The 17,651-nt window shown below is 39.4% G+C and carries 15 protein-coding genes; 7 read left to right on the top strand and 8 right to left on the bottom strand.

All coding sequences use genetic code 11. The features are described 5' to 3' along the window. The first annotated feature begins 129 nt into the window (after positions 1–129). From ATC1_RS13135 to ATC1_RS13125, 3 genes are all read left to right on the top strand, one after another. Entirely contained in the window at positions 130–1,077 is a 948-nt protein-coding gene (locus tag ATC1_RS13135; protein WP_062283148.1) for a sugar ABC transporter substrate-binding protein, read from the top strand. Positions 1,078–1,254: 177 nt separating this feature from the next. Beyond that, positions 1,255–2,766: a sugar ABC transporter ATP-binding protein gene (locus ATC1_RS13130; RefSeq protein ID WP_062283144.1), complete on the top strand. Its 1,512-nt coding sequence runs from the start codon at positions 1,255–1,257 to the stop codon at positions 2,764–2,766. Positions 2,767–2,784: 18 nt separating this feature from the next. Beyond that, positions 2,785–3,768: an ABC transporter permease gene (locus ATC1_RS13125; RefSeq protein WP_062283140.1), complete on the top strand. Its 984-nt coding sequence runs from the start codon at positions 2,785–2,787 to the stop codon at positions 3,766–3,768. A gap of 258 nt (positions 3,769–4,026) precedes the next feature. Here ATC1_RS13125 and ATC1_RS13120 read toward each other — a convergent pair whose 3' ends face one another. From ATC1_RS13120 to ATC1_RS13095, 6 genes are all read right to left on the bottom strand, one after another. Then, positions 4,027–5,388, bottom strand: coding sequence for a M20/M25/M40 family metallo-hydrolase (locus ATC1_RS13120; protein WP_062283136.1), 1,362 nt, complete (start codon positions 5,386–5,388; stop codon positions 4,027–4,029). Positions 5,389–5,425: 37 nt separating this feature from the next. Further along, the gene (locus ATC1_RS13115; protein WP_062283134.1) at positions 5,426–6,157 is read right to left on the bottom strand and encodes a creatininase family protein; all 732 of its coding nucleotides are present in this window, start codon (positions 6,155–6,157) and stop codon (positions 5,426–5,428) included. Then, the gene (locus tag ATC1_RS13110) at positions 6,147–7,112 is read right to left on the bottom strand and encodes an ABC transporter permease (RefSeq protein WP_062283131.1); all 966 of its coding nucleotides are present in this window, start codon (positions 7,110–7,112) and stop codon (positions 6,147–6,149) included. Before ATC1_RS13110 ends, ATC1_RS13115 begins: the two co-directional genes overlap by 11 nt. Then, the gene (locus tag ATC1_RS13105; RefSeq protein ID WP_062283128.1) at positions 7,109–8,209 is read right to left on the bottom strand and encodes an ABC transporter permease; all 1,101 of its coding nucleotides are present in this window, start codon (positions 8,207–8,209) and stop codon (positions 7,109–7,111) included. The genes ATC1_RS13110 and ATC1_RS13105 overlap by 4 nt, the downstream gene beginning before the upstream one ends. Continuing rightward, positions 8,202–9,737, bottom strand: a complete 1,536-nt coding sequence (locus tag ATC1_RS13100; protein WP_201777288.1) for an ABC transporter ATP-binding protein — start codon at positions 9,735–9,737, stop codon at positions 8,202–8,204. The genes ATC1_RS13105 and ATC1_RS13100 overlap by 8 nt, the downstream gene beginning before the upstream one ends. Positions 9,738–9,823: 86 nt before the next feature. Then, positions 9,824–10,900 carry a BMP family protein gene (locus ATC1_RS13095; RefSeq protein WP_062283124.1) on the bottom strand — a complete coding sequence of 359 codons (1,077 nt, stop codon included), beginning with the start codon at positions 10,898–10,900 and terminating at the stop codon, positions 9,824–9,826. 382 nt (positions 10,901–11,282) lie between these two features. On the opposite strand from ATC1_RS13095, the gene ATC1_RS13090 reads away from it, so the two are divergent. From ATC1_RS13090 to ATC1_RS13080, 3 genes are read left to right on the top strand one after another with little or no spacing between them, the layout of a single operon-like run. After that, entirely contained in the window at positions 11,283–12,731 is a 1,449-nt protein-coding gene (locus tag ATC1_RS13090; protein WP_172667791.1) for a glycosyltransferase family 39 protein, read from the top strand. A 44-nt stretch (positions 12,732–12,775) separates the two neighbouring features. Next, positions 12,776–13,714, top strand: coding sequence for a sugar-binding transcriptional regulator (locus tag ATC1_RS13085; protein ID WP_062283117.1), 939 nt, complete (start codon positions 12,776–12,778; stop codon positions 13,712–13,714). A gap of 20 nt (positions 13,715–13,734) precedes the next feature. Next, the gene (locus ATC1_RS13080; protein WP_062283114.1) at positions 13,735–14,748 is read left to right on the top strand and encodes a uroporphyrinogen decarboxylase family protein; all 1,014 of its coding nucleotides are present in this window, start codon (positions 13,735–13,737) and stop codon (positions 14,746–14,748) included. A gap of 105 nt (positions 14,749–14,853) precedes the next feature. Here ATC1_RS13080 and ATC1_RS13075 read toward each other — a convergent pair whose 3' ends face one another. Both ATC1_RS13075 and ATC1_RS13070 read right to left on the bottom strand, forming a co-directional pair. Then, positions 14,854–15,867, bottom strand: coding sequence for a glycosyltransferase family 2 protein (locus ATC1_RS13075; RefSeq protein ID WP_062283111.1), 1,014 nt, complete (start codon positions 15,865–15,867; stop codon positions 14,854–14,856). 11 nt (positions 15,868–15,878) lie between these two features. Continuing rightward, complete coding sequence (locus ATC1_RS13070) at positions 15,879–16,586, bottom strand: sugar transferase (RefSeq protein ID WP_201777287.1); 708 nt, start codon at positions 16,584–16,586, stop codon at positions 15,879–15,881. Positions 16,587–16,911: 325 nt separating this feature from the next. On the opposite strand from ATC1_RS13070, the gene ATC1_RS13065 reads away from it, so the two are divergent. Continuing rightward, complete coding sequence (locus tag ATC1_RS13065) at positions 16,912–17,565, top strand: queuosine precursor transporter (RefSeq protein WP_082174801.1); 654 nt, start codon at positions 16,912–16,914, stop codon at positions 17,563–17,565. The last annotated feature ends 86 nt before the right edge of the window (positions 17,566–17,651 follow it).

Here is a 17,651-nt window from a genome sequence, read left to right as displayed (position 1 = left end):
CTTGATATAATCAGTTATACCGTTGTAAACGTTTGCAATCCCAAATCGTTTTCCATTATTGCAGGCGTTTCGGCAAAATCCAGTTTGTGTAAGTTGTTATAAGTTTTCTATATTTTTAAGGAGAAGATAATGAAAAAGTATTTAGTATTAATTCTTATTGTTGTCCTTGCCATGGGAGTTCTTCCCGGAGCAGTAAGCGCTGCGGATAAAATCAAAATTGGTTATTCCTGCAACAACTTCAATGATACATTCCAGACTGTGATCGAAGGATATGCGAGAGCCTATGCGGAAGCAAATGGTATCGATTATTCTTATTCGGATGCTGGCGAAGATGTTATTAAACAGCAGGATCAGATCAAGGTTTTTATTTCCGAAGGCGTTGATGCATTGGTTGTCGTCCCGGTCGATACAAGCGCGATGGATCCGATTATCAAATTAGCTGCCGAAGCAAAAATTCCGCTCGTTTTTGTCAATAGAAATCCCTTCGCTGGGCTCAAGGCTGAAGAAATTCCTGCCAACACGTACTATGTTGGTTCGGAATCAATCGATGCCGGTATTTTCCAGGCTGAATATCTTGTCAAAAAATTAGGCGAAGATGCAAAAGCAGGCTATGCGATCCTTGTCGGTATGCTTTCCAATGAAGCTGCTGTTGCTCGAACTGAAGGGAACAAACAGGTTCTGAATAAATATCCTGGTTACAAACTGTTGGCTGAGAAAAACGGTGACTGGCAGCGTGATCAGGGTATGTCCATTACTGAAAACTGGATTACCGCTTTTGGTGATGAATTGAAAGCGATTCTGGCAAATAATGACGAAATGGCACTTGGCGCCATTGAAGCGTTAGAAGCTGCAAAAATAAAAGACAAAGTAATCGTAATGGGTGTTGATCTGATTGACGATGCTAAGGTAGCGATTAAAGAAGGACGTCTGGATGCATCTGTGTTGCAGGATGGCAAAGGGCAGGGCGAAGGTGGAATGAAAATTGCCATGCAAGTTCTTGCCGGTGAAAAAGTCGATCCGATTACGATGATTCCGTATGTTCTGGTAACCCCTGAAAACATTGCAGATTTCGAATAATTTATTGGTTGTGAATTAAAGAGGAGGGAGGAAGGAATTCCCTTCCTCCTCTTTTTTTGGATTTTTTATTTTAGGAAATTTACATGCATCTTGTGATTAAAAGTCTTTTACTTTCTTTTCTATAGTTAGTAGAATATTTTTGAATTCAAGATGAAAAAAATCCTACGAGGAGAAACGATGGAAAAAGAAAAAGATCTTCTGCAGATGGTGAACATTGAGAAGAATTTCCCAGGTGTGAAAGCCCTCAAAGGTGTAAATCTGAATGTCGGTTATGGTGAAGTTCATGCATTGGTAGGTGAGAATGGAGCCGGCAAGTCTACATTAATGAAATGTTTGATCGGATTGTATCCGGTTTCTTCCGGAGATATTTATTTTGCTGGAAAAAAGATTGAGCATTATTCAACTGCACAGGCATTGACGATGGGTATCTCTATGATCCATCAGGAACTGTCACCTGTTTTGTATCGCCCGATCATGGAAAACCTTTGGCTTGGAAGAGAACCGTTAAACCGATTCGGACTAGTCGATCATCAGGAAATGTATAACAAAAGCTTGAGGGTGCTGCAAGAAATTGAACTGGACGAAGATCCTCGCACTTTGATGGTAAATTTGACTGTTGCAAAGATGCAGATGGTGGAAATTGCGAAAGCGATTTCTTATGATGCCAAGTTGATTATTATGGATGAGCCATCCTCTGCTTTGACGGAACACGAAGAACAGCAGTTGTTCAAAATTATCCGGAAACTGAAAAAACAGGGTACTTCAATCATCTATATCTCTCATCGATTAGCTGAGATTTTTGAAATTGCAGATAAGGTAACTGTTTTCAGAGATGGAAAGAATGTTGGCACTGAAGCAATCGATCAATTAACGATGGATCAAATCATTACAATGATGATTGGCCGTACCATGGATGAGATGTATCCTAAAATCCCGTGTACGATTGGTGAAACAATCCTTGAAGTAAAGAATTTATCTCATAAAAAGTATTTTCATAATATTTCTTTTGAAGTACGAAAGGGTGAAATTTTCGGAATTGCCGGATTGGTAGGAGCTGGCAGAACGGAAGTGATTGAAACGATATTTGGCATGCGTCCAAAAATATCCGGCGAAATTTGGATTAATGGGAAACTGGCCGAAATTAATAGCCCTATGGATGGCATAGCCAATAAAATGGGCTTTTTAACAGAGGATCGCAGAGCAACAGGAATTTTTGCAGTATTGGGAGTGGATTCAAATATTGCGATTCCGAATTACGATCAATTCCTTTCAAAAATCGGGCTGGTGGATGACAGAGCAGTTACAAAAGGGTGTAATGAATTTGTTGAGAAGATTCAGATCAAAACGCCGAGTCTGAAACAGGCAATCCAGAATCTCAGCGGCGGGAATCAGCAAAAAGTATTAATGGCGAGGTGGCTGATGACAGGTCCCGATATCCTATTCCTGGACGAACCGACTCGCGGAATCGATGTTGGCGCTAAAGCAGAGATTTATAAATTGATCACAATGCTCGCCAGTGAAGGAAAATGTATTGTGATGGTTTCTTCGGAATTGCCGGAAATATTAGGCATGAGCGACAGAATCATGGTGATGCATGAAGGGAAAATGACAGGCTTGTTGGAGAACTCATCGGATTTGACACAAGATACCATCATGCGGTATGCAACCGGAACGCAAGATGATTTTTAAGGGATAAAAGAGGATTCAATGAAACATCAAAATCGATTGCAAGAGATTTTTACAAAATATGGAATCGTGTTTGTATTAATCGTAATGATTATTGCGATGAGTATGATCAAACCGAGCTTTCGAACATTGAATAATATTTTGAATATTTTAACGCAATGTTCCGTGTATGGAATATTAGCGCTGGGTATGACCGTTGTAATTGTTTCGAAAGGAATTGATCTTTCTGTAGGCTCGATTTTAGCATTGTGCGCTGTGATAGCTGCCAGTCTGGGCCAGAGCAGTACGGCATCTACGAAATATTTTGCCAATATGGCCGAACTGCCGATTATTGTACCCATTCTGGCTGGATTATTGATCGGTGCGATTTGCGGTGCAATTAATGGTGGTCTGATTGCTTTTACCGGCATTCCGGCTTTTATTGCAACTTTGGGGATGATGACGATTTGCCGTGGTTTTGCGTATATCTATACATCCGGAAAACCTGTCAGTACCTTAATTCCATCCTTTGAATTTATCGGGCAGGGACGACTGTTGGGTATACCAATGCCGGTAGTAATATACTTGGGCATGATCATCATTACAAAAATTTTATTGAATAACACACGCTTTGGAAAAAGAACTTTTGCTGTTGGAGGAAATATTAACGCAGCAGAAGTATCTGGCGTCAACGTAAAGAAAATCCTGCTTTGGGTATATACCTATATGGGGATGTGCGCCGGCGTTGCGGCAATTGTTTCAACCGGCCGAATGGTCTCAGCCCAACCCGGATTGGCTTCCGGCTATGAGTTGACTGCAATTGCGTCAACGACAATTGGCGGTACCAGTCAGTCCGGCGGGATCGGAACGGTCTGGGGCGCTGTTGTTGGTGCTTTGGTGCTTTCCGTTATGCGCAATGGTATGACAATTTTAGGAATCCAATCTTATTTGCAGCAAATCGTGGAAGGTGTTGTGATTATTGTTGCGGTTATTCTTGATATGAGAAAGAATGCACGCAAAGCTTAAAAGTAATTTCCGATTTTGAAAGAGTGGGGCTTTATAAAATAGCGATTCGAAATTGGGACAAAATAAGAAGTTGTTGTGATTTTTTAACGCGAAGCGAAAGAAAATCACAACAACTTCTTTTCTACTTTTTTGAAAAGCTTATATCTACATTTCGAATTTCTGTTTATAAAGCGCATTAGACAGTTTATTTCCGGATCGTAATTTGTAAACCATCCGAAAAAAATTTTCCGACTTTTCGGACTTCCTCATGATTCCTTATTATGGGAAAAACTCCAACAATTGACAAATCCTGGCTGTATGCCGGATTCCATTCACGAAATCGACAATTTTAATGTTTTCGTTAGGACTATGAATTGCAGATTGCGGATTGCCAATTCCTGCAGTGAAAACTGGAGTTTCAGCAATCCCATCAAATAGAAATGCTGGACCGCTGCCACCGCAGATTGGTAGTACTCTTTGCGGTTTTCCGTACACATCTTCTGCTGAAGAGGACAGGAGTTTAACAAGTGGATGATCTGAAGGTGTACGGCTGGCAGATAATTTTCCAAGGACTTTGATGCTGATATCCGTAAAACCGTTATGATCCAGATGACGGCGGACTTTAGCCAGAATATCTTCTGCGTCTTGTCCCGGAGAAAGGCGAAAATCGACTTTAGCGCTTGCATTGCAGGGAACGATCGTTTTGGCTCCTTCACCTTGATATCCGGAAGTTAGTCCGCAGATTGTACAACTTGGCTGCATGACCGATTGGATAATCAGATCAGCATTATCAAGATCACCGGTAACGAGCGTATTTGATCCTGCCGTGGTGATATATTTTTCACGCATTGGCGGCAACTGTTTTAGATAGTTGATATCCGATTCCGAGGGAGGAATGATATGATCATAAAAACCTGGAACCAGAACTTTTTCATTCGAATCTTTTAAAGAAGCAAGTGCCCAAACCAAACGCCAGGCCGCATTTGGCATAAGATTTCCCCAGATACCGGAATGGCCATCGCTTGAGGCTGTTTGTATATTTAATTCAATATTTAGCATTCCGCGATATCCGAGATATTGGATTGAATAACCATCCTCATCAACATCTCCGAATTCCCATAAACAAAGATCAGAATGAATTCTATCTTTATATTGTTCAACAACTGTCGGTAAGTCCGGACTTCCGATTTCTTCTTCCCCTTCAATAAGAAATTTGATTGTGCAAGGAAGCTCGTCGTTTAGTGCTAAGAGCGAATCAATGGCTGCAATTCTGCAAATTAAATGACCTTTATCATCCATTGCTCCGCGGGCGAATAACCTTCCGTCCCGGATTTGAGGTTCAAACGGCGGAGAAACCCATAAATTCAACGGATCACCCGGCTGAACATCGTAATGATTATAGAAAATAATCGACCGATCGCTCCTGCCTTTTCGTTCTGCAAAGATTACAGGCCAATGATTTGTCGGAATTATCTCAACCGAAAAACCTCGAGTTTGCAGGGATTCAGCAACTATTTCAACCATTTTTTCAATTCCATCGCCGTTTACCGAAAGACTGGGTTGTCGTAAGTACCTAACCAACTCTTGAATATATTGATCAGAATTATTCTCAATAATCTTATCCAGCGTATTTTGATTCATTCTGTTTCCATTTCCTATTTCTGAATGATAAATTTTCTTAAAGAGATTCGATAAATGTCTTAACTATTGGAATCGAAGCTTCGGTTAGCGCATCCAAAATTAACCAACCTTTTTCAGCGGTTGCTTTTGTTGGATCCCCAAAAACACCGTTTGGATTGAAATCAGATAGGAATGTCGGACAAGCCGAGTAGGTTATCGGAAAAATTGGATATCCGGGTTCTGCCTTTTCCATTTGAACGGTGTGCGGAGCTACAGCTAATATGACCGATGTTTCAAATTCATCTGCATGATAAAAACCAGGAGCAGGGGGTTTTGATTCACAAATCTCAGAAAAAATCCTGTCGATGTCCGGATAATCCAACACCATAACAGGATAATCAAGCATCTCTTTCATTCGTCTTGATGCCAGGAATAACGGCGATTGGTTTCCAAAATGTCCATTGACGATTAATAAAGCTCGGACAAGGTTTTTCTGTAAACTTTTTGCGATATCGGTAACCAGCGCTATCAACGTCTCGGGTTGTAAGGAAATCGTACCTGGATATTTGGAAGTTGACCAACATTCACCGTAAGGAATTGCAGGCAGAAGGATCGCATCGATCTGGTCGGCGATTCTCTCAGCCAGCGCCTGCGACATGATTGTATCTGTTTGCAGACAACAGTGCGGTCCATGCTCTTCATGAGCGCCGACAGCGAAAACTGCTATGGCACCGTCTTTTGCTATCCGTTCAAAATCTGGCCAGGTTAGTTCTTGACTTTTATATCTCACTTTTCTTTCCTCCACGGTCATACGGTTCACCCAAAGCAGCTGGAGCACGAGATGATTTGCTGAAGAAAATCATAACGACCATGCAAAGGATGTATGGAAGCATGACTAAAAACTGATAGGGGATGTCGAAATTGAAAAGCTGCGTCCGAAGTTGCAATGCATCCGCTGCACCGAATAATAATGCGGCTATAAATACACCAAACGGATCCCAGCGCCCGATGACTAAAATCGCTAATGCAATATAACCACGGCCGGCAGTCATGTTTTGAACAAAAAGACCTGTACTGGCAGTGGAAAGAAATGCACCGCCGATTGAACATAGAACACCTGATATGATAATTGCATAATAGCGTGTCCGGATGACATCAACACCCATCGTTTCAGCAGCTTCAGGATTCTCTCCAGCAGCAATGATATTCATTCCCCATGCACTACGATACATGATGATCGCTGTGATCAATACCAGAATATACGTGATATAAGCTAAAGCTGTTTGTTGAAAGAGAATTGGTCCAATAACCGGAATTTTCGAAAGGATCGGGATCATGATGGTTGGAAGAGGTGTAATTCTCGGAGAATTCGATGTAATTCCGAAGATAATTCGAAAAAGAAAGCTGGTCAGGCCAACACAAAAAAGATTTAAAGAAATTCCAAAAACTACCTGATTGACTTTCAACGTAATTTCGAAATAGCCCATAATCAGACCAAGCAGGATCCCCAGAAAAATCGCGGCAAGAATACCAATCCAAACAGAACCGGAATAATAGGAAACGACAAATCCTGTCAGACTGCCTACGATCATAAATCCTTCCATACCGATATTAGAAATCCCCGCTCTTTCGTTATAAATTCCTCCAATGGCAGCGAGCATGATCGGGATTGCTAATCGCATGCTGGCAGTAAGAAATCCTTCAAAAATGGATGATGTCAGAAAAGAAAAAAGATCTCCAATCATGCTGCAACCTTTCGATTCTTTTTCATTTGTTGAATGATTAAACTGAACGCTTTTCGTCCGATAAACAAAATCACGATCAAATATTGAATCAATGTAACTGCAGATGCCGGAACACCGACTGCAGTCTCCATGGTACTGGCGCCAATCTGTAAGCCTCCGAATAGTATTGCAGCAAGCAAAACTCCGAACGGATTGAGCTGCCCTAATAACGCAACCACGATCGCTGTATAGCCATATCCCGATGAGATGTTTTCAATCATCCGGTGTTGAATTCCTGCAGCTTCGAAAAATCCTGCCAATCCAGCCATTGCACCGCTGAAAAGCATTGAGGATAGGAAAACCCACTTAACTTTTATACCCGCAGCTTGTGATGCAAACATATTTTTCCCGGTTACTCTGATCTGATAGCCCCAAACAGTTCGATAGATCAGAAAACCTGTAAGCAGAACCATTAAAAGCGTGATAATAAATCCAATATGAAGTCGAGTTTGCTTTAATATGATCGGAAGAATCGCATTGTCGGATAAGCCTGCTGTTTGACCAAGCGGTGAACCAGGCTGTTGGATCGGTCCATGAACAAGCCAGGAAACAAAATATATGGCAATATAGTTCATCATGATCGTGTTGATCATCTCATTTGCATTGAATTTGAGTTTGAGCAATACTGCAATTCCTCCCCACAACGCTCCTGTTATCATTCCGGCTATAGCCATGAGAGGAAGGAGTATTGCAGGATGCAATGTAGGAAATGCCAGTCCAACGCATACTGCGGATGTAGCTCCAAGGTAAAGTTGTCCTTCTGCTCCTACATTAAAGATTGAAGCGCGAAACGCAGCAGTGATACCAATTCCGGTTATCGCTAAAGGAACTGCCCTAAGCAGCGTCTCTGCAATACTATTTTTTGTGCCAAAAGCGCCATCTATCAACGCACGATACGCATCAAAAGGATTTACTCCCAATAAGCGGATGATGACAGCCCCAATGATTAGCGCAAGGATTACTGCACCGATACTGGATCCGGCTGCAGTAAGTGTCTCAGCCCTACGTTGCTTTTTGAATTCAAGTTCGATATTATGGTTATCCGCTTTGTTAAACATCAGTTTTTCCAGTCATTAATAATCCAATACGCTCTCGATTTGCTACTTCCCGAGATAAAGTGGCGAGAATTTTCCCCTCATAAATTACGGAAATTCTGTCAGACAGTTCGAAAATTTCATCAAGTTCTGTTGAGATAAGTAAAATCCCGTTTCCGTTTTCCCGCTGTTCAAGCAACTTCTCATGAACGAATTCAGTTGCTCCCACGTCTAATCCTCGACTTGGCTGCATGGCAATAATGAATTTGGGCATTCTTGAAAATTCCCTGGCCAAGACCAATTTTTGTTGATTCCCTCCAGATAATGTTGCTGCTGTCTGATCAACGCTGATGCAGCGGATATCGTAATCTTTAATTAATTGTTTGGATGTATTTCGAATGTTATTGAAGTTGAGAATCCCATGTTTTGAAACAGGCTCTTTCCCACTGGTTTCCAGAATGAAATTTTCTCCTAATGAAACGTCCATCACCAGACCCAATCGCTGCCGATCACCTGGAATATGTGCGAGTCCGGCGGTAATTCTCTTTCCGGGTGACAGTTTTGTCACATCATTCCCATTGATGAAAATCCGACCACTATCCGGTCTTAAAATACCTGCTAAAACTTTCGCCAGTTCTACCTGACCGTTCCCGTCAACTCCAGCAATGCCATGGATTTCACCTTTTTTGACTGTCAAATCCAATTCTCGTAATACCGGTAATTTTCGTTCATCAAAATAGGTTATCCGATCGATCTTCACCAGTTCTGAAGCTTCCGGTGGAACCGGCTTAATTGTCCGTTTTTTTGTGAATTCATGGCCAACCATTAAGATCGACAGATCTTTTTCATTTGTTTCATCTTTTGAGATCTCGGCGGTTACTTTTCCCTGACGTAAGACTGTTATACGGTCACTGATCTCCATTACTTCGTTCAATTTATGACTGATAAAAATAACCGAGCACCCTTGTCCGGTTAAAAATTTGATTATTCCAAACAATCCATGTGTTTCCTGCGGGGTTAATATGGATGTAGGTTCATCCAGGATAAGTATTTTTGCACCGCGATATAACGCTTTCAGAATTTCTACACGCTGCTGAGTTCCGACTGAAAGGGTGGAGACAATTGCTTTTGGATCAATCTGCAAATTATATTTTTCAGAAATTTTTATAAGTTCATTTTCAACCTTCAAAATATTTGGGAAAGGATATCCTGCTGACTTCAAACCTATACAAACGTTTTTCGCAACTGAAAGTGTTGGAATCAACATAAAATGTTGATGAACCATTCCGATTCCAAGTTGTTGAGAATGAATTGGCGAGAGGATTTGGACTTCTTTCCCATTGATTTGAATCCGGCCGGATTCCGGTTTAATGATTCCAGCCAGCACTTTCATTAAAGTTGTTTTTCCGGCGCCATTTTCACCAAGCAATGCCAGCGTCTGTCCGTGATCGACTGAAATATTGACACCATCATTGGCTATGAAACTTCCATAGCGAACTGTGATTCCCTGCATTTGAAGATTTACTTTTTGAGATGACAAAGGTGGATGCATTTAAATCATTTTCCCCTGAATGAGCAACACATGGCGGCCAATTTTTGGCCGCCATGTTCTTTTGTTTTTACAGACTAAAAAACTGACTATTTAACTTCGCTTGTATCATGCGGTACTTCAAATTCACCAGTTTTAATTGCGTCGAATTTCGCATTGACCTTCTCTAAAACATCAGCAGGTATGTTTGAATCCAAACCATGATATTCAGCAAAATAAACTGCTCCGTCTGCGATTCCATAAGAGCGATTTCCACTTTTCCATGTACCGTCAATTACTTCCTGAGTGACATTCTTGATGCACGGATATAAGTCCCACATAACACTGGTAAGAACAACATCCGGACCCATGAAGTTCTGATCCGTCATCGCACCTAATGCCCAGACCTTTTTTTCGATTGCGGCGTCAATGACACCAACACCCTGAGAACTCAGTACATCTGCTCCCTGTTCAATTTGAGCAATGGCTGCTTCTTTTGCTTTTGGAGGATCATACCAACTACCGATGAATGTATGCAGTACTTTTATTTCAGGATTCATTTCCAACGCACCAGCTTGATACGCATGCAAGTTCGCGAGCATGTTTGGCGAGGCCATTCCATCGACCCAGCCAATGGTACCGGTCTTACTGATTCCGGCTGCAAGCATTCCGGCGAGGTATGCTCCTTGATAATCCGGATTGTCATAGGTGCCCATGTTTTCGGTTAATTCATTTGCTGTACCGGCCATGAAAATTGTCTCCGGGAAATCTTTCGCAACTTTTAAAGTTGCTTCACCGAAAGAAAAACTGTGCGCAAAAATCAAACGATAACCCCGAGCAGCGTAGTCACGAATTACACGTTCTGCATCGGCGTCAGTAACACTTTCGCTATATGCGAATTCGACACCCAATTCTTCGCAGGCTTTTTTCAAGCCATTATAACCCACTGAATTCCAGTCATCATCATTGATTGGGCCGGATAGCACCATTGCAACTTTAACATCGGATTTTTTATCGGTTGCTACACTGGTATCTGCGGATTTCTCAGCGGCAGGAACTTCGGCTACTGTTTTCGTCTCTTCGATAACAGGAGCCGCAGTAGGCTCGGTTTTTGTATTGCATGCTGCAAAAAGCAGTGTTGAAGCTAATACAAAACAGAACAGAATTAAAAGTACTCTTTTTTTCATAAAATCTCCCTGTTTATGTTTGTTTTACAGTATGTATAAAAATCCGTTTGAAACTCATTAGCGAAAATCTGAATCTCATTCAGAAATCATCAATTCGTGATTATTGATTAACATACTGCTTTTTTTGGACTCTTGGACCAAAATTAAGTAGAATATGATGGTCAGTTTTGTTGTGTCCATTATATGGGATGTTTTTTTGAAGAACAAGGTATGGATCAAATTCAAGTACAACCATTTTGTATTTATTTGCGATTTAATAACTTATTTAATACCCGGACTCCGCATCGGTAAATATACAATCATTCGTAATGAATTCAATCAACAAACAATCAGGTTCGAAATGTGCTGTCCTGATACAGCAACTATACTTTATAATACAATCATGAATCTTCAAAAAAAAATCTTAAAAATCAGATTTTCACCGTTAACGGAAAAACTACTTCTCCTATTTACTATCGTATTGCTTTTTGTACTGCTATCTGCGGTTCTTACCGATGGTCATGGCTGGGGCGATGATTTTGCTCTGTATCTTCAACAGGCGAAGAATATCGCAGAAAAACATGAGTATTCGAATTCCGGATATATTTATAATGAGCGGGAACCACTTTATTCACCCAGGCTTTATCCTCCGGTGTATCCCTTCTTTTTATCCCTGGTTTATAAATGGTTTGGATTGGATTTCATAAAGTTAAAAACAGTCAGTGTGATTTTTTATGTGCTTTATCTGGTTTTATTATTTATTTTTTTTCGAAAGCGGTTTTCGTTTTTCATCAGCATCCTTGTAGTCATTTTGTTCGGATTAAATCCGGATTATTTTATAGAACTGGATCAGATCCTGTCTGACTTCACAGCTTTGTTTTTTACAATGCTTGCAATTCTTGCCATTGAAAAATTTTCCAATAAGACAACTGTATCTCAATCGATATTAATAGCCGTTCTAATCTGGTTATCTTATGCATCTCGATCAGCAGGAATTGTACTGATCCCATCTTTTATTCTGTATTATCTTTTTCTGAATAAAAAAATAAAAAAAGAACTCATATTAACAATCGTATTAACAGTAATTCTAATCATCATGCAGAAACTGTTGCTGCATGAAAGTGCGTACTTCAATTTACGATTGATTTTTAAAGATCCTTTAGGGACGATATTTTTTAATATCGTTTATTATTCAAAAATTTTGGCAAAATCGATCCTCAGAACAGATGTTTTACCGATAGTTCTAATTTTTATCTTTTTCGTGATTGGCGGAATCATTTCAACACTTTATTCCTCAAAGAAAATCGATTTTGTCGTTCTCTTTTCGTTCTTTTTTTTGGGTTTGCTGCTTATATTCCCTTCTATTCAAGGATCAAGATATATTTTCGCATTAATTCCGTTTTCATTGATGTTTGGGATAATTTTTCTTCAAAAAATGCTTAAAACTGATCAAAGAATTATTCCAGTCCTATTAATTCTATTGATTATCGGCTATGTTCCGGAATATTTTCATATGAAAGAAAAAGCGAATGAAATTCAAGAGGCAACAAATCCTGCAGCAATGAATTTGTACGAATTCGTTGATCAATCGGGCAATGACGGATATTATTTTCGAAAACCCAGGGCATTGGCTTTTTTTGCCGATGTTCATGCCGGTTTAATATCAAATGAAGATCTGAATCAATATGAAACGACGAAATCTGAGGCTGATCGATTGGGTATCCGGTATTTTGTTGAGGACAAGAACCATTTCTCACGATTCAAAACGATTCAAGAATTGAATCAAGAAAAATTCAAACAGGTTTATGAAAATGAAGGATTTCTGATTTATCAGTTTGCAGAATCTAATTAATCCTGAAGGATACTATTCTTTGAAAAAAAACATGGAAACTATACATGGCAGCAGCGGATAATATCTATCTATCTCTAAAGATTTGTCATATGTATTATATTGAAAAGAAAAGTCAGAAGGAAATTTCTGCTGAATTGGATATTTCGCGACCTCAAATCAGCAGGATTTTAGCTGCAGCATGGAACAAAAATCTAATTTCTGTCAAAATTAATAATCCGTTTGAGAATGAAATGAGACTTGAACGTGAATTAATTATGCGATATCAACTAAGGGATGCACTGGTATTAAAAATCAATGAGACGAACCATTTGTCACGGGTCGAAAAGTTCGGACAATTGGCTGCGGTTAATCTGGATTCTTATATTGCCGATAATGACCGTGTTGGAATCTTGAGCGGTTTCACAATTGGCAGTCTGATTCATGGAATTACCACTTTTAACCGAAAGAACTTGGAAATTGTCCCATTAATTGGAAATGTCGGCGCTTTAAATACAGAATATCAGGCGAATTATTTAGCCCGAAATTTAGCCAGTTTGTCAGGCGGCAGGAATTTTTCTTTCAATGCACCGGCGAAATTGATCGATATACAATCTAAAGAAATTCTAAAAAGTGAACCAGATATTGCCTCTGTCCTTGAATTAGGGTCAAAATGTGATGTTGTCCTATTTGAGATCAATGGAATCAATCATCCTTCCGGTTCAATTTTGTTAAGGAATTTATCTGTAAAAGATATCGAACTCCTGATGAAATTAGGAGCGACAGCATCGATTGGAATTTCATTTCTGGATAATTTTGGAAATTTGATCCCGTCTGAGATTTCGGATCTGTTATTAGGAAAAACAATCGATGAAATGAAAAACGCAAAAAAGATTGCAGCTGCAATCGGAAAAAACAATGTCGATGCAATCAAATCTGCATTTATGGGCAAGTATGTCGATATATTTATGACTGATTATGATACTGCAAAGGCGCTTTTAGAATAAAGCAGTAAAGGTGAACACGAATGAATTCATATGAACGCGTCATGAATCGTATTGGTGGACTTTCGGTTGACCGTATTCCGAATTTGTGCATCCTGATGACATTTGCTGCAAAATTTATTGATGTGACCTATGATCGATATGTGCAGGATTACCGGCTGCTGGTGGAAGGAAATCTTCGTTGCTGCGATACTTTTGGAATTGATCTATTATCTGCTATTTCTGATCCTGTTCGCGAAGCAACAGATCTTGGCGCTGAGGTGGTCTTTCCCTTTGATGATGTTCCGTATTTGCAGAAAGCCTTTATTGAAGGCTTAAATAACTTTGATAAATTGTGCATCATTAAACCGGAAAATGGTCGCCGGATGACTGATCGAGTGAATGCTGTGTCACTGTTTCGTGAAAAAGTCGGAAAAGAATATCCGGTTCTTGGATGGGTAGAGGGCGCTTTCGCAGAAGCCTGTGATTTGCACACCGTGGCAAACATGATGATTTCAATTGTCGATGAACCTGAATTTTCAAGCGCATTACTGGATTTTTGTACGGAACAGGCCATTCTCTTTGCTCAGGCACAGATCGATGCCGGGGTGGATTTTATTGGTATCGGCGATGCAGCAGCTTCACTGATCAGTAAACGAATGTATCAAAAATGGGTTTTCCCATACGAAAAAAGAATTATCGATGCGATTCATGCCAGAGGAGCGAAGGCAAAGCTGCATATCTGCGGAAATACCAACCATTTGCTGGAAGGAATGTTGGCTACTGGCGCTGATATGATCGATATCGATTGGATGGTCGATTTTGATGATGCTGTCCGTATATGTGGCAATGAAGCCTCGATTTGCGGTAATTTTGATCCCGTATCTGTTTTATTGCATGGCTCGACACAACAAGTACATGATGCAGTGGCTGCATGTATCCGAAAATCCAGAGCAAATACGTTTATTGCAGCAGGATGTGAAGTGCCTGGAAAAACTCCGATTGAAAATTTGCAAATGGTGAATCAAGTTATTCTTGAAAACCGGATATTTGAATAAATACATACATATCGATTACTTCTTTCCATCTATTTCGAATTGTTGGATCACAACGATTCTTTACTGATTGAATTGGCAATATTTTCGTATTTCAAATAATTGATATCAGTTCACATGATGAATTGTCGATTTTTGAAAAGGAATACACAGCAATCCAGTCAGTGCTCCACAACCATAGGACAGATGGAAAATCGGAAAAAGTAAAAACAACAAAGGAAACTGCCTGATTGAATGAAATGTTTTTTGATAGGTGAAATATAAATCCAGAAGAAAATAGACTGATAGTTCCAGAATAAGCATCCATTGAAAAAATGGGTGAATGGAAAAAAGAATGGAAAAGATGATAATCGAACTAAGAAATATAAGCGGGACAAGATGACGGATTGTAATCAACCCAGCACATACGTGATTTTTCTTAATCGACCAGTATCCATTTGTTAAGGCATATTTGATCATTTTCTTGAGAGATGATCTGCAATAGTATTTACTGTAAATATCCTTTGCAAGAAAAACTTTGCCGCCATTTTTTTTGATCCGTAAATTCATTTCCAAATCTTGAGTTCTGGTCAGATGCGTATTGAATTTCCCAATTCGATTAAATAGCTCTTTAGGAAATGCTCCATAAGGAACTGTTTCGACAAAACCATTTTGATTACCAGTTCTGAATTGACAAGAACCGACCCCGAATTTGGAGGAAAACAACATTGCGATTGTTTCCCCTATAAAGCCTTCTCCGACCGTCACTAAATGTCCGCCTACATTGTCATAGTGTTTTGTCGATAAATAATCAACGCACCGTTGAATATATTCAGGGGGAAATTCAGCGTGAGCATCCATACGAATAATATACTTTCCTTTTGCATGTGAAATCCCCATATTTAATGCAAATGGGACGGTGTGGTATTCGTTTTTTAAACAAACAAATAAATTTGGATATTGCAGATCGAATTCACGGACAATATTCATTGTATTATCAGTGGAGCATCCATCGATAATGAAGATCTCCATCTTTTCTTTTGAGAATGACTGATTGATCACAGAGGTCAGAAATCTGCGAATGTATCTTTCTTCATTGTAGACCGGGATGATGACTGAAACACTCGGGCTGTATTTTTCCATTTTTTTAATAATTATTCGGCGAGATTAATCAGATGGATTCGATTGATATCATTGTTGACATTCTTATGCTGAATGACGCACAAAATCGTTTTTAGGCAGATTATCAGATCGATGCCCAGGGAAAGCCTATGAATGTAATCCAGATCGAAATTGAACTTGTCTTCCCATAGTAAACTGTTTCTGCCATTGATTTGTGCTAACCCTGTCAATCCCGGACGCACAGTATGTCTTTTCTTTTGTTCTTCATTTAAAAAAATAATATCGCTGGAAAGAATTGGCCTTGGTCCAACGAAGGACATTTCTCCTCGAAAAATGTTCCAAAGCTGCGGCAGTTCATCTAAAGATGAGTTGCGCAGAAATTTTCCTAACTTCGTCATTCTTTGTTCTTCAGAGAGCGATGGTTTATTCTCATTAAAATTTGATTTCATTTTATTAAATTTATAAATTGTGAAAACTTTTCCCTGAAATCCGATTCGTTCTTGATGGAAAATAATCGGCCTCCCAACTGAAATAAGAACGCTTATGGCTATGATTAAAAAGACCGGAGAAAGGAGGATTAATAATAAGAATGCCAGGATTCTATCGATCCACTTTTTCCAGAACAAGTAATCACAAAATTTTGTAATCCCTTGATCTCTTAGAATCTTTTCTGATTCGTTGCACTTCTCTGATCGTTGTGCCGGATTTTTAGCTCGGTGTAGAAATGTTGATTGATTCACTGCATGGTTCCTTAAATCATCATTAGATAATATATCTGTAATCAAATAATAATACAAATACAAAAAATATGCAAGATAAAAAACTTGTTAAATACACTGTTTGTCTCTTGTCATAAAAGAATTGTCCTATTTTTCTTTCCTGAATTTCATAGGATAAACAATAAAATCGATTCAATTAAAGGAAATAAGTCGAGAGTAATTTTCTTAATATTCTTTTCTTAGATATAAATTGTCGCTGCATGTATAGATTTCTATGGCGGGTTATCATGTCTTTAGGACTTTCTGTTCGAATTCTTCTCGAAATTGCGTATAATCCAGCGTGTTTATGAAAAATATTCAAACCCTTAACGCGACTGTGTTGGAAAAAAGAGCTGCAATTAGTGCAGTGATTATTATCTCTGCTTATATTGGTGTTCAGATGATCTCTGATATCAGCAGCCTGCAGATTGTTTCGATATTTGGTACAGCTCTGGATGCTGGGACATTTATCTATCCATTTTCTTTTACGCTTCGGGATGTGGTTCAAAAGAAAATGGGAAAAGAGAATGCCCGTCTCTTGATCATTTGCGCTGCAGTGATCAATTTATTTATGGCATTATGCTTTTATTTTATTTCTTTGCTTCCGTATGACCAAAATGCGGGAGGGAGCGATCTTTGGATTCGAGTATTAACTCCGGTATGGCGGATTACGATCGCATCGATTGTGGCTGAAGTTTTTTCAGAACTGCTTGATACGGAAGTTTATAGCTGGTGGGTTGAAAAAGTTACAAAGCGGCATCAATGGGCAAGAGTCGTCGTCTCTAATGGATTCAGTGTTCCCCTTGACTCGTTATTATTTGTTTTTATTGCATTTTTCGGAACAATGCCAATCGATGCTGTCTGGCAGATATTTTTAGGAAATGTCATTTTAAAGATGCTGGTTACAATTTTGAGTATTCCCATGATATATCTTGTCAAAGACTCAAATGGTACGGTATAAAATTAACGATTTGAAATATGGAAAAGAATTCTCAGTTGTTGTGTCGTTTTGCACAGCATGCAAAAGCGATACTACGACAATCGTTT

Source organism: Flexilinea flocculi (assembly GCF_001192795.1).
Classification (GTDB): domain Bacteria; phylum Chloroflexota; class Anaerolineae; order Anaerolineales; family Anaerolineaceae; genus Flexilinea; species Flexilinea flocculi.
This window is presented reverse-complemented; position numbering and strand designations above follow the sequence as displayed.